This window comes from Streptomyces sp. NPDC059895 (assembly GCF_042731035.1).
Taxonomy (GTDB): domain Bacteria; phylum Actinomycetota; class Actinomycetes; order Streptomycetales; family Streptomycetaceae; genus Streptomyces.
Genome location: NZ_JBHWKO010000091.1, coordinates 1 through 12,839 on the forward strand (window position 1 = coordinate 1; position 12,839 = coordinate 12,839).

Annotated in this window: 9 protein-coding genes and 3 pseudogenes; 5 read left to right on the forward strand and 7 right to left on the reverse strand. The window is 69.2% G+C overall.

The window, feature by feature from the left end; translation table 11 throughout:
• Positions 1 to 458: 458 nt before the first annotated feature.
• The 4 genes and pseudogenes from ACFV9M_RS40905 to ACFV9M_RS40920 form a co-directional block, all read right to left on the reverse strand.
• Positions 459 to 1,340 (reverse strand): annotated as a pseudogene (locus tag ACFV9M_RS40905) (Gfo/Idh/MocA family protein); the annotation flags it as partial.
• The gene (locus ACFV9M_RS40910) at positions 1,325 to 2,023 is read right to left on the reverse strand and encodes a ThuA domain-containing protein (RefSeq protein ID WP_385078931.1); all 699 of its coding nucleotides are present in this window, start codon (positions 2,021 to 2,023) and stop codon (positions 1,325 to 1,327) included. The gene ACFV9M_RS40910 and the pseudogene ACFV9M_RS40905, both read right to left, overlap by 16 nt.
• Positions 2,024 to 2,124: 101 nt before the next feature.
• Positions 2,125 to 3,609, reverse strand: a complete 1,485-nt coding sequence (locus tag ACFV9M_RS40915; RefSeq protein ID WP_385078934.1) for a family 43 glycosylhydrolase — start codon at positions 3,607 to 3,609, stop codon at positions 2,125 to 2,127.
• Between the two features lie 43 nt (positions 3,610 to 3,652).
• Positions 3,653 to 3,877 (reverse strand): annotated as a pseudogene (locus tag ACFV9M_RS40920) (enolase C-terminal domain-like protein); the annotation flags it as partial.
• 123 nt (positions 3,878 to 4,000) lie between these two features.
• On the opposite strand from ACFV9M_RS40920, the pseudogene ACFV9M_RS40925 reads away from it, so the two are divergent.
• Positions 4,001 to 4,951: pseudogene (locus ACFV9M_RS40925) on the forward strand (IS481 family transposase); the annotation flags it as partial.
• 425 nt (positions 4,952 to 5,376) lie between these two features.
• Here ACFV9M_RS40925 and ACFV9M_RS40930 read toward each other — a convergent pair.
• Both ACFV9M_RS40930 and ACFV9M_RS40935 read right to left on the reverse strand, forming a co-directional pair.
• Entirely contained in the window at positions 5,377 to 5,745 is a 369-nt protein-coding gene (locus ACFV9M_RS40930) for a transposase domain-containing protein (RefSeq protein WP_385078936.1), read from the reverse strand.
• A gap of 468 nt (positions 5,746 to 6,213) precedes the next feature.
• Positions 6,214 to 7,452, reverse strand: a complete 1,239-nt coding sequence (locus tag ACFV9M_RS40935) for an IS701 family transposase (protein ID WP_385078939.1) — start codon at positions 7,450 to 7,452, stop codon at positions 6,214 to 6,216.
• Between the two features lie 155 nt (positions 7,453 to 7,607).
• Here ACFV9M_RS40935 and ACFV9M_RS40940 point away from each other — a divergent pair, with 155 nt between their 5' ends.
• Positions 7,608 to 8,078 (forward strand): hypothetical protein, encoded by a 471-nt coding sequence (locus ACFV9M_RS40940; RefSeq protein WP_385078941.1) that lies wholly within the window; start codon positions 7,608 to 7,610, stop codon positions 8,076 to 8,078.
• Between the two features lie 120 nt (positions 8,079 to 8,198).
• Here ACFV9M_RS40940 and ACFV9M_RS40945 read toward each other — a convergent pair whose 3' ends face one another.
• Entirely contained in the window at positions 8,199 to 8,573 is a 375-nt protein-coding gene (locus ACFV9M_RS40945) for a hypothetical protein (RefSeq protein ID WP_385078948.1), read from the reverse strand.
• A 414-nt stretch (positions 8,574 to 8,987) separates the two neighbouring features.
• Here ACFV9M_RS40945 and ACFV9M_RS40950 point away from each other — a divergent pair, with 414 nt between their 5' ends.
• From ACFV9M_RS40950 to ACFV9M_RS40960, 3 genes are all read left to right on the forward strand, one after another.
• Positions 8,988 to 9,608, forward strand: coding sequence for a hypothetical protein (locus ACFV9M_RS40950; RefSeq protein WP_385078943.1), 621 nt, complete (start codon positions 8,988 to 8,990; stop codon positions 9,606 to 9,608).
• Between the two features lie 263 nt (positions 9,609 to 9,871).
• Positions 9,872 to 12,406 carry a DnaB-like helicase C-terminal domain-containing protein gene (locus tag ACFV9M_RS40955; RefSeq protein WP_385078944.1) on the forward strand — a complete coding sequence of 845 codons (2,535 nt, stop codon included), beginning with the start codon at positions 9,872 to 9,874 and terminating at the stop codon, positions 12,404 to 12,406.
• Entirely contained in the window at positions 12,406 to 12,792 is a 387-nt protein-coding gene (locus ACFV9M_RS40960; protein ID WP_385078946.1) for a hypothetical protein, read from the forward strand. Before ACFV9M_RS40955 ends, ACFV9M_RS40960 begins: the two co-directional genes overlap by 1 nt.
• The last annotated feature ends 47 nt before the right edge of the window (positions 12,793 to 12,839 follow it).

Below are 12,839 nucleotides of genomic sequence, written 5' to 3' on the forward strand. Positions count from 1 at the left end.
GCTACGAACGCAAGGCCGAGCACTTCCTGGCCTTCACCGCCATCGCCTGCAGCCTCATCTGCTACCGCCGACTCGCCAAATGAGACGACGTCTTAAGCCCCCGGGGCCGTGACACCGTCCCGGCTGCCCTCCTCCCGCGAGTGGGATCCGAGGCCAGGACGCCGGCGGTCGCACCGAAGCCGCCGTCGATCTGGACGGGCGGGTGCAGGTCGAACAGGTTGGGGGAGCGGTGCGGCCGCGGCAATCCCGGGCGTACGCAGTCCTGTTGCCCGTCCCGGAGCCGGCCCCGCGCTCCGGTCTTCATGGGTGGCAGTAGGACACGTGCCTGCCGCACCGGGGAGCGCCACCGACTCGGTACGGTGCTGCTCCCCGGCCACGTTCCTCGGTTCCGCGTCGTGCTCAGAGGTCGGTCAGCGGGACCGCGGCCGGCCGCTCCGCCCGGCTGTCCACCTTCACCGAGTCTCCCACTCGTCGGCGCCGAGACGGAAGAGACGCGTGTCGCCGTCGAAGTTGTTCGGGTTCGGCACCTGAAGGGTGCCCAGGGGGCCGTGCACCTCGATGTTCGTGGAGTGCGTCGCGGTCGCGTCGAAGCTCACCACCAGCGTCGAGAGCACCCCGGACTCGTGCACGAGGACGCCCGTGACGTGGGTGTCCACGGTGACCGCGAACCGTTCGCCGGCCCGCGGACCGCTGCCGATCTCTCGCTCGGCACGCGTGTGGCTCGCCGCCCCGATCACCGAGACCACGGGACCGAGCAAGGTGACCAGTGCGGTGACGTAGTACGGGCCCATGTCGAGCAGCGGTCCGCCGCCGGGCGCGTAGTAGAAGTCCGGGTTCGGGTGCCAGCGCTCGTGGCCGGGCGTGACCATGGTCGCCGTCGCCGCGACCGGCGTACCGATGAGTCCGTCGTCGACGGCCTTGCGCGCGGTCTGGATACCGGTGCCGAGGACGGTGTCCGGGGCGCACCCGACGACCACCCCGGCCTGCCTGGCTGCCGCCAGCACCTGCCAGGCCTCGTCCGTCGTGGCCGCCAGCGGCTTCTCGCCGTAGACGTGCTTGCCGGCCGCGATCGCCTTGAGCGCTATCTCGCTGTGCGCGGCGGGGGTCGTCAGGTTGAGGACGAGGTCCACGCCGTCGTCGGTGAGCAGTTCGTCGGTGCTCAGGACGCGCACGGCGCCGCCGCCCCCGCTGCTCCATTCCTCCGCGACGGCACGCGCCTTCTCCGCGTCCAGGTCGGTCACGGCGACCAGGGCGACGTTCTTGAGTCTGCGCAGACTGGCCAGGTACTGGCCGAGGATGTTGCCGCACCCGACGATTCCGATGTTCAGCGGCTGGCCCACAGCAGGCCCCTTTCGATGACGGTACGGACGCTGGGGTTCTCCAGGACCTCGACGCGGTGTCCCGGCGTGCACACGAAGATCCGGCCCTTACCCCACCTGCGGGTCCAGATGGCCGGCGAGGTGACCTCCCGGTGCCAGGGGTCCCAGGGGCGGATCTTCTGTGTGGTGGTGGCGAGGACGTCGATGTAGTCGTCGGCGAGGACCCAGTACTGCTCCGTGACGAGGTCGAAGTCGGCCAGGCCCTCGGTGATGGGGTGGGTGGCCGCGGCCGGGAGCATGTTCACCGTGTAGGGGACGTAGGCGTCGGACTGCTCGCCGGTGCGTTCGTCCGGGTGCACGCCCGGATGGCAAGCGAACTGGCCGCCGATGAGGTGCAGATAGTCGGCGCTCTCGCGGTACGAGTCGGCGATCCCGCCGTGCCAGCCCGCGAGGCCGGTGCCGTTCTCGACGGCCGTGCGCAGCCCGACGAGCTCTTCCTTCTCGATGCTCGACATCGTCACGCACTGCATGACGAGGTCCACGCCGGCCATGTACGTGGCGTTGGCGTAGATCCTGGGTGAGTCCTCGATCCGTACCTCGTAGCCGTGTGCCTTGAGGTGCGGGACGAACAGGTCGGTGGCCTCGACGGGCTGGTGGCCGTCCCAGCCGCCCCGTACGACGAGGGCTGCCTTGGTTTTGCTCACGGGTCTCCTCCGCTGTGCGAGTTCGCCGCGCGTGGGCGCGACGGGCTTGATGTGCGTGTTCGGTGTCCGCTTGTCCTGCTCGTCGAAGCCGGATGCCGGACTCAGCGCTGCTCCTCCGCGGCGGTGGACACGTACCTGACGCGGCGCACCACGGGTCTGCCGTGGAGGGCTTCCACACCCCACGTGCGGCCCGTGAAGCCACCGACCACCTCGGTCGACAGGTACCGGCCGTCGAACGAGCCGAACGCTCGCACGCAGCCGTCGTCCAGCACGAGCGCGAGTTCCACGAGGTCGGGGCCGAAGGACTCGGAGCCTGTCGGCAGTCTGGCCGAGAGACGCACGGTGACCTCGTCCGGCCGCGGGACACGGTGTCGTCCGGCCGGCGCGACGGCCGGACCGATGGCGAGAATCGCCTCGGCGCCCTCCGGGGCGACAGTCACCCCGTACCAGTGGGCGTCGTCCATGCGGACGAGGACCCGGGCGGCGCCCCGGGACACGTCGAGGTCCACCTCCGCGGTCCACTCCTCGTCGAGCGTCCGGGTGAGCAGCATCGGGGGAGCCGTGCGCTCGGCGTCGGCCGCGAGTTCCAGTCCGCCGGGGACGGGCCGGGTGAAGGTGTGCGGTCCCTGCGCCGGTGCGATCCATCGGGGGTGGAGGTGCTGTTCGGTGAACCGGTCCTCGAAGGAGCGGTCGACGACGGGAACCCGGAAGCGGTGTTCGTCCACCACCGGCCAGCCGTCGACCCAGTCGACGCCCGCGAGGAACGTCTCCCGGCCGTTGACGTGGAAGCCCGGTGTCACTCCGCGCGAACGGACACCGAGGTAGACCGCCGCCCATGAGCCGTCGGGCGTCCGCACGAGGTCGGCGTGGCCCACGTTCTGCACGGGGTGGGCGGTACTGCGGTGGGTGAGCAAAGGATTGTGGGGCGCCGGCTCGAAGGGGCCGTCCAGCGAGCGTGCCCGGGCCACCGCCACGGTGTGGCCGCGCGCGGTGCCGCCCTCGGCGACGAGCAGGTACCACCAGTCGTCGACGAGGTACAGGTGCGGCGCCTCGGTGGAGTCCAGGCCGGTGCCGGCCCACAGCGGGCGGGGCCGGCCGAGCATCTTCCCGGTGACGGGGTCGACGGGCACGCTCGTCACGCCCTGGAGGTCCTGGGAGATGGCCCCCCAGGTGAGGTGGCAGGTCCCGGTCGGGTCCCATACGAGGTCGGGGTCGATGCCGAGGGCGCCGTCGACGTACACCGGCTCCGACCAGGGCCCCTCGGGACTCTCGGCGTTGACGATGAGCTGACCCCGCCCAGGCTGGGACACGTCCGTGGTCGTCAGCCAGAACCGGTCCGCGTGGTGCCGGAGCGTCACAGCCCAGATTCCCGCCTGCTTGCCGCCGGGCCTGAAGGCCACGGGCGCGATGCGGGGAAGGACGTTGCCCACCAGTTCCCACGTGATCAGGTCGTGGCTGCGGTGGATGGGGATGCCGGGCGCGTACTCGAAGCTGGAGTGCGCCATGTAGTAGGTCTCGCCCACCCGGCAGATGGACGGGTCGGGGTGGAACCCCGGCACGATGGGCCGGGACGGTGATGCGGACACCGATCTCCTTGCGTACGGGGGAGTGGTGGGTGGGAGGGGACCCTCAGGGGTGTCGCCCCACCTCGTGCGTGGCGACCGTCCAGGCGCGGGCTTGGTCGGTGAGGGTGATGCCGAGTCCGGGCCGGGAGGGCACCAGCATCCGGCCGTCGCGGGTCTCCAGCCGTTCCTCGAACAGCGGCTCCAGCCAGTCGAAGTGCTCCACCCACGGCTCGAGCGGGTAGGCCGCGGCGAGGTGGAGGTGGATCTCCACGGCGAAGTGCGGGGCGAGCTAGGTGTTCTGTCCCGGGAGGTTGTGGACGGGTGAGCCAGGTCTCGGCTGGGGGATCTTGAACGGGTGAGGGCCTTCCGGTTCGGTGTGGATTGCGACATCTGCACCAACAGAAAGGCCCTCGTGTCCCACCGTAATGCACCCCTGACCGAGACCGGCCGCCTGCGTCTGGCCCGCTGCGTCGTGGAGGACGGCTGGCCGCTGCGCCGGGCCGCCGAGCGCTTCCAGGTCTCGCCCACCACGGCTCAGCGGTGGGCGGCGCGCTACCGCGAACTGGGCGAGGCCGGGATGGCCGACCGGTCCTCCCGCCCGCACTCCAGTCCGCGCAGGACACCGACCCGCACCGAACGCCGGATCATCAAGGTCCGCGTCCTGCGCCGGTGGGGACCGGCCCGCATCGCCTACCTCCTGAGGCTGAACCCGGCCACCGTCCACCGTGTCCTGACCCGCTACCGGCTGGCGCGCCTGGCCCACCTGGACCGGGCGACCGGCCGCACGATCCGGCGCTACGAGCACGCCGCCCCCGGCGACCTGGTCCACGTCGACATCAAGAAGCTCGGGAACGTCCCCGACGGCGGCGGCCACAAGGTCCTCGGCCGGGCCGCGGGCCGCAAGAACCGCGCCGGCGCCGGCATGAGCTTCCTGCACAACGCCGTCGACGACCACTCCCGCCTGGCCTACAGCGAGATCCTCACCGACGAGAAGAAGGAAACCGCCGTCGGGTTCTGGCAACGGGCCAACGATTTCTTCACCGCCGCCGGGATCACCGTCCAGCGGGTCCTGACCGACAACGGCTCCTGCTACAAGTCGCACCTGTGGCGCAACTCCCTTGCCGAGCAAGGCATTTCACACAAGCGCACCCGTCCCTACCGGCCACAGACGAACGGGAAGGTGGAGCGGTTCAACCGGACCCTGCTGGACGAGTGGGCCTACGCGAAGGCATACCGGACCGAGACCGAACGACGCGAGGCATACCCCGTCTGGCTCCACACCTACAATCACCACCGCGGACACACCGCGCTCAAGGGCCAACCACCCGCCAGCCGCGTCCCCAACCTCACGGGTCAATACACGCATCGCCGCCCCCGAGGTTGCGAACAAGGCGATGATCTCCCGGTACTCCGGCGACATCACTGTCACGTCCAGCTCTGCCTCGGCCTTCACCAGCGCCACAGCGACCCCGTCGGCACTCCCGCCCGCGGCGTCCGTGCCCGGCACCGGCGAAGACGGCGCGGCCAGCACCTCCTCCACCGCCTCGCGCGCGATCTGCAACCGCGCCAGCCGCTCCTCGGCCCGCGACAACTCTTCGGACAGACCAGCGATCTGCTCACGCAGCCGCTCGGCCTGGCCCAGCACCTCAGCCCGCCTGGCCTCCAACGCCTCCATCAACGACGGCACACCACACCCACCCTCGCTCAGCACCCGCACGCCTCACGGCGGGCTCGACCCCGGCGACGGTAGAAGTCGGCACGACCAGCCACATCCCGAACCTCTGCGAATCACCCCAACGAGGCACCCTCAGAAGATCTGCACCCTTCGAAGAGTGCCTGGAACGGCTTGTCGCCCAGGCGCTGGCGGGCTCTGGTGAGGGCCGAACTGGTGGGCAGGCGCTGGACGAGGCCGCCCGGCAGGTGCCGCAGTTTCTCGGTCAGGGTCCGCAGGACCACCCGGTATCCCGGCGGCCCGGTGCTGTCGGAGCTGCTGAACAGGCACAGAGCCAGGACGAAGTAGACCACCGCGCGGGCCGACAGGAGCCTGCGGCGGCGCTCGACCCTTCCGGTCAACTCCAGTACGTCATCGACCACTTCGGGGGTGATCTCCTCGGTGAGTACGCCGAGCCGGATCCGGTCGCCGAACTGCGGCTCCAACCGCCTTCGGGAGCTTTGAGCGGGCACTGGACGGGGCGTCGACATGACGATTGAAGCAGCAGCGATGGCAGACTGAGCACCCAACGGGGCTCCCTTGCAGACAGTCGGATCTTGAACGATCTTCTGTCCTACCGGGAGCCCCGTTGCCGTGTCCCGAGATCATCTGGCGCATCATCAGATCGGGGCGCATCCCCTCATGCACCCCAGGAGCCTACCCACCCAAAACCGCCACCAGTATGGCGTCCCACCTGCACCGATGCACTAAATCACCGGCATTGCTCTGGCCTGCGGCCTCATCTGTTGGAGACGCCTCAAGAAGACCCGCCTGTGATCGTGTTACGAGCTCCGAGGGACCATGCGATCGAGTTCCGGACACCGGGCGGCCACTCCCCCATACATCGTGCGCAGCCTCCGGTGTGGCGCTGAGGTCTGCGAACTACCTACTACTCCAGCTGTAGATCGTGATCTTCATGTCCGGGATGCGGCTTGTCGCCGGTAGTGGCTGGTCTGTGATCGTGCCTGGTGGCGGCGTCGCCAGTCGGACCAGCCGAGCCGGTGGGCGGGGTCATTCAGGGGGCGGGCAGCGACGGCGAGGAACAGGTGCTGGATCTCGTTGCAGGTCAGCGGGATCAGGTCGTGCGGTCCTGGCCGGTGGGCGTGCTCCTCGGCGCGGACGACGGCAAGGAAGGCATGGGCGAGCATGGCGAGGGTAACCCAGCGGCTCCAGGACGGGTAGCGGCGGACCTGGTGTTCATCGAGCCCGGCCAGGCCCTTCTCGGTCTGGAAGGTCTCCTCCACCCGCCATCTGGAGCCGGCCGTCCTGACCAGGGTGCTCAGTGGAACCGGTTGGGCGGAATGGCAGCGGTAATAGGCGAGTTCACCGGTGGTGCGGTTGCGCCGGATCAGCAGCTGGCGGTGCCCCGGCGCCGTCTCGGCGAGGTCGATGACAGCCCAGTCGTAGAAGCGGCGGCCCTTCGCCCCGCGCCCGGCCGACAGCTTCTGCCAGGCCCGTTTGGGCAGCATTGCGGCCAGCGCATCGGCACGGAACGTGCCTGCTTTGGTGGCCACTTCGGCCGAGCGGGCCACCGCGAGCACATAGCCCAGGCCGCGTTGTTCCAGGGCTGCCCGCAGGTTCGGGTTGCCGCCGTAGACCTCGTCGCCGGTCACCCAGCCGACCCGGTGCCCGGCGTCAAGGAACCGTTCGATCATCACGCGGGCCAGCTCCGGCTTGGTGGCGAAGACGGTGTCCGCGCCCAGCCCGGCGGCCCGGCAGCGATTCGGATCGCACGTCCACGAGCGCGGGACGTACAACTCCCGGTCCACGGCCGCGTGCCCGCGCTCGCCCGCATAGACGAGATAGACGGCGACCTGGGAGTTCTCGATCCGGCCGGCGGTCCCGGTGTACTGGCGCTGGACCCCGACGGTGTGGGTGCCCTTCTTCACATCGCCGGTCTCGTCCACGACCAGCACCGCGGCCTCGTCACGAAGGTGATCGACGACGTACTCGCGTACATCGTCACGCACGGCATCGGCGTCCCAGGCGGCCCGGCACAGCAGGTGCTGCATGCCGTGCGGGGTCTTCTCCCCGGCCCACTCCGCGATCGTCCAGCAGTTCTTGCGCGGCAGGTCCGACAGCAGGCCCATCACCAACCGCGCGGCCCGCAACCGGGGTTCGACCCGGGCGAACCGGCCCGCGATACGGCCCATGGCCGCCTCGAATGCATCCCGCCAACGGCCGGGATCTATGCTGTGACCTGCGGCCACCGTCTCATCGTCAGTCCACACAACTCACGATGATCAACGGTGGCCGCACCCGTCTCCGCACCCGCCCGGGACCAGACGCCCGACCAGGAAAGCAGATCATGATCGCCACTGTCCTTGCCGTCGTCGGGACGCTCCTCGGATCGATCGTCACCGGCACGTTCCAACACCTGGCGGCCGGTCGCGCCGAGCGCGCAGCCGCCGCTGAGCAGTTGCGCCGCGACCGACTCGACGCGGTGACCATCCTCGCCTCCGCCGGCTCCGACCACCGCCGGGCCTTGTGGATGCGAGGAGAGGCTCGCCTGCGCGGCGCCAGCGACGATGAGCTGGAAGAACTGCGAGCCAAGTCTCATGTCACCCGCTCCGCCATCACCCGCCCCCTGGTCGCGCTGCGGCTCCTCGTGCCCGACCCGACTGTCCACGCCACCGCACAGGCGATGGTCGTCGCCACCTACGACATGGTCGATGCCGCCACGAGCATCGAGGAACTCACCACAGCGCAGGACACCGCACGAGCCGCACACGACCGGTTCATCGACGCTGCCGCCGCATACTTCAGCGCCAACACCTGACAGTGCCCATGTCCCGCTGCCTGAAGTGACTTGTTCTATGCCGACGACGAGCAGACATGAAGATCACGAACTACAGCTGGAGTACTAACAGGCACGTCGTGATCGCGGCCGAGGGCGTGCTCACTCGCTGTCGAGTCGCTGGAAGATCCCCGAGAACTCGTCGGTCTCGATCAGTCCGGCGATCACAAGGGTCATGTTGTCGATGCCGGGATCCCGGACGATCAGGCCGTCCGAGACCCAGAAGTAGCGGCCGCCGAGAGCCTCGCCGCTTCCTGCCCAGGTCTCCATCAAGCGTTCGACTTCGGCGACCGTGAAGACAGTCGCGCTCCACCGGGAGCCGTCTTTGAGGTCCACGAAAACATCAACGTTGCACACCGCCTCCAACTCCTCGTCCGGGCCAGGCAAGAACGACGCCTCGAAGGCGTCCGTGCGAACCCGGTACCACGGCCCGTCCCAACCTCGTTCAACCGATTCGGACGATGCGCTACGACTCATCGTGCGAGTGTCGCCGGCCAGCCTGACGATCTCAACCAAGATCTCAGCCGTGCGGCTTCCCGCGACATAGCTGGGGACGTTCATCCGTACGCAGCTGGGGAGCTTAGGTCGTACGCCGACAGGAAGCCCAGTGGGCGACGCAGAAACTGCTCGATGCCCCGGATCGGGCCAAGAGTCCCACGACCGGCGAGCTGCTGATCGCTCCAAGCTGACCAAAGGACCCGCGGATTGGTGACCGGCCGTGCACTCGGCGACCCGGACCAGTCGGCCGATGCATCCCGTAGTGCACATCGACGAAGCCGATCCCTAGCCGTCGGCACCCACTTGCTCGCTTCCGTCAGGAACCCCTGACGATATTGGTATCGTCAGGGGTTCCTGACGGCACTCTGCCGTGGTCGAGTCGAGGAGTCGCGTATGGGCTGGTTGCACACCGGTGACGAGAGCGGAAGCCACGAGGGATGGGTTGTTGCCGTGCTCTCCGGCGGGGAGGACGCGCCTCACGACACCTTCGAGGACTCGGAAGAGACCTGGAAGCGCCGCGTGAGCTGGGCCTGGTCCTACAAGTACGACGGCCGTGACGGGCGACGGCGCGCCCAAGGACTCCGGGTCGTATGCGCATGCGGCTGGCGCAGCCCTCGTCGCCCCGCGGGCTTCGACGACCCCGATGCCTGCGATGAGGGACTGCAACGGGAGTGGATCCGGCACGCCGAGGTCAGCCTGTCCCGCACGCTGCCCGAGCGGCTCCGACGGCTGCTGGACGAAGTGGAAGAGGAAGTCCAGGCGCTATCCGCCCCCCAGAGGCCGGAGGGTGAACTCGACGAGCAGCGCCCCCTCCTCGCCGTGTACGTGGCGACCCGACTGCAGAACGGAGCCGAGGTGTGGCAGCAAGATGCTGTGCGCGCAGCCAGGGCGGCGGACTACTCCTGGGACGAAATCGCGCAGGCGCTCATGACGAGCAAGCAGTCTGCACACGAGAGGTTCCGCAAGCACGTGCCTGACCAGTCGCAGCAGCAGGATCAGGCGGCGCAGGGCTGACTGACCTCGCACCCGGGCGGAGCTAGACGAAGGCCGGGGTCGGCACAGGGGCGGCCGGCCTTCGTTCTACCCCCGCCCATTGAGGGCCGGGAAGCGCGACGCAGCCGTCAACAGGCGTCCGAGATCCTCACGAGTGAGTGAGGTAGATGCAAAACTGTGTGACTTAATCAAAGTAAATGAGTGAAGTCTGCTATCATAGTGGTGAGTTGTAAGGTCTTGGAGGGTGAGTGAGTCAGAGTCAGCCGCCGCAAGGGGAGGCCGTGATGAATGCGACCGCGGCTCGGAACGCCCTGTACTCGCTGGTGAGGCTCGCCGAAGAGGACGGCCGCACCACGGTGATTACCAAGCACAAGGTGCGCGCTCTGCTCGCGCCGCTGGACCGGTTCCCGGCAGCCCGGAAGACCGACGCCTTCCCGGCCCACGTGCTGAGCGCGGCGCAGAGGGACTTCGGTGACCTCGTCACGCTGGCAGCGAAGGGTCAGCCGCAGGTCCTCCTTCGCAACACCACGCCGGTCGCGGTACTGCTCCCCGCCGACCCCGCCTCAAGTGCCCTTTCGACCGACACGGCCGCGCACCCCGGCGCGGCGACCGCAGGAGGTGCGGTGAACAGCCAAGGCAACCAGGACCGCGGCAGCACGCCCCGCAGGCTCGCCACGCTCGGCGACGCGATCGGTTCCGTACTCACCGACGGCCCTGTCGGCGGTCCCACCTTCGGGCTGCCCGGCCTGGACACCGCAACGGGCGGTCTGCAGCGGGGCAAGCTGACGCTGGTGGCAGCTCGTCCGAGTGTCGGCGGAAGCCTGCTGGGTCTGGCGGCCGCGCGGAAGACGGCGCTTGTCGACCACGACATGGTCCTGTACGCGGCCTCGGGACCGAACCGGGACGACATCTTCCGCCGGATCATCTCCGCCGAGACCGGCGGCGAATACGCGCGTCTCAAGCAGGGCCGCCTTACCGAGCATGAGCAGAAAGTCGCCCACCAGCTCGTCCAGGCCGGCGACCTCCTGATGATCGATGACGGCAGTGACCTGACCGCCGAGGACATCAGGGAGACCGCCCCGCACATGGAGGGCCTGGCCCTCGTGGTCGTGGATCGCTTGCAGGCCGCCCACAGCGCCCGTCTGCCGCTGTCCGGGGACCGTCTCCCGGACGCCTCCCAGGTACTGGCCACTCTCGCGCGCACGCTGCACGTGCCGGTGCTCGCCATCGTGGACAGCGACGATCCCGCACTCCTGGGTCTCCTGGACGCCGACGTCACGTTGACGCTCTCGCCGACCGAGGACCCTGCCAAGGTCCAAGTGACGGTCGCGGAGCGCGACTTCGGCACGATCGCCTCGGCGTACCTGCAGCCCGACCTGATCCACGCACGCTTCCTCGACGCAGGAGCCGCCCCCCTCGACCACACCGACAGCCCGGCGGGCCCCGGGCCCTCGGCGGCCACCAGGGGAACGGCGTCGCTGGAACTCGCCGAAGCCGCCCTTCCCTACACGTCCGGCGGGCACCAGGGGATCCCCGCCGCCCTCACCCACGAGCTCGCGGCATGGCGGACCGCAGTCGCGCGCGGCGACCAGGGCGCGCTGAAGGAGATCCTGCCGTCGCTGCTCCAGGCCGCCGCCGCGGTAGCAGCGTGGCCGGACACCCATGAGGGGCACCGCCTCGCCGCCGCTCTGCGGCCCTACGGCACGCCCGCGCCCGCCGACACCGCCACAAGCGTCGGTCAGGCCGCTGCTGACAGTGCCCCTGTCCACGAATCGGCGGACAGCGGACAGGCCCAGGGCGACGTAGCGGAGGACGAGGAAGACGGCGGGGACTGGCTGAAGCCGGGCGACGAGGAGGACGAGCCCGAGGGGCACGTCTTCCCCGCTCTGAAGATCCTCAAGGAAGCGGTCGGCCGCTCGAAAATGCACCCGATCCCCGTCATCCGCAAGGAAGAGCGCGACAGCGGCCCGTGGCCGCTGATCAGCGAGCACATGGACGGCGAGCCCCGCTGGGTCCACCCAGACATCACCGCCACCCGTGTTCCCCACATCCGTGAGAACGGAAAGCGCGTCCGGCGCGACCAGATCGACGTGCCCGACTCGTTCGGCGAGGGCGTGCTGTGCCTGATCGACCGCAACGGCAGCTTCCCCTCAGCCTGTTCAGGCGTCCCCCTCGCCCCGAACAAGCTCCTGCACACCGGCCCGCTCGACGCGTACGACAAGACGAAGGCCGGCATCTATCTCATCGACATCCCGGAGTGGACCCGCACCGACATGCCGCACCCCCTGGGGCGGATCATCGACCGTCCCGACGAGGACGGCCGGGTGTGGGTCACCACCCCCCACGTCAAGCAGCTGGAGAAGCTCGTCCGGGAGGAGCACCTCGGCGCCATGCCGACTATCCACGACTCCTGGACCGGGAAGTACAACGAGTCCCTCTTCAAGCCCTTCTACGAGGCCACCCGCAAGGCACGGACCGAGCTCGTCCAGGTCGGCGGAGACCCCTACAAGGCGTACAAGACCCGGCTGTCCATCGCGCTGCGTCTGCTGTGGCCCAAGCGCCCCTCCCAGCGGTCCCCGTTCTGGCGGCCGGACTGGCGCATGAGCATGGTCGCGGAGGCGTCCGTCCGTCACTGGAGCGTGGCCTTCAGGGCCGTCGAGGAAGGCCACCAGCTCCTCGCACTGCGCAACGTCGACGCGGCTGTCTTCTGGACGCCGGACGGCACCGCGCCGTCCACGTACCGCATCGGGACCGGCTTCGGCGAAGTGAAGGCCAAGTTCGTCCAGCCCGGACAGATGATCCCCGAGGGTGACGACTGATGGCCGGCCCCACCGGCCGCGGCGGCTCCCTGGGTGCCGCCCTCAACGACCTCCTGCGCTCTCAGGTCACCCCCCGCCACCGGCTGTCGTCGTACAACACCAAGCACTGGCACGCCCAGCTCAGTCAGCTCACCGCGACTCACCGCGGGCAGCAGGCCCTGGCGGACGCCGGTCTCCATGTGACGACCAAGACCCTCATCAACTGGCTGTCGGACTCGGAGTACAACGTCCGCCGCAGCTACCTGGACATCATCCACACCGCGTACGAGAACGTCGCCATCGTCCCCGCTGACCCGCTCCCCGACCACATCACGGAGGGTCAGTACGAGATCAGCGGCGACTCTGTTGCTGAATTGCCTGCAGGGGTGCGGGGTGGCCCGGCATGATCGTTGGTGCGGTCGTTCTGTCTGCCCCGGCCGTAGGGGGTTGGTGC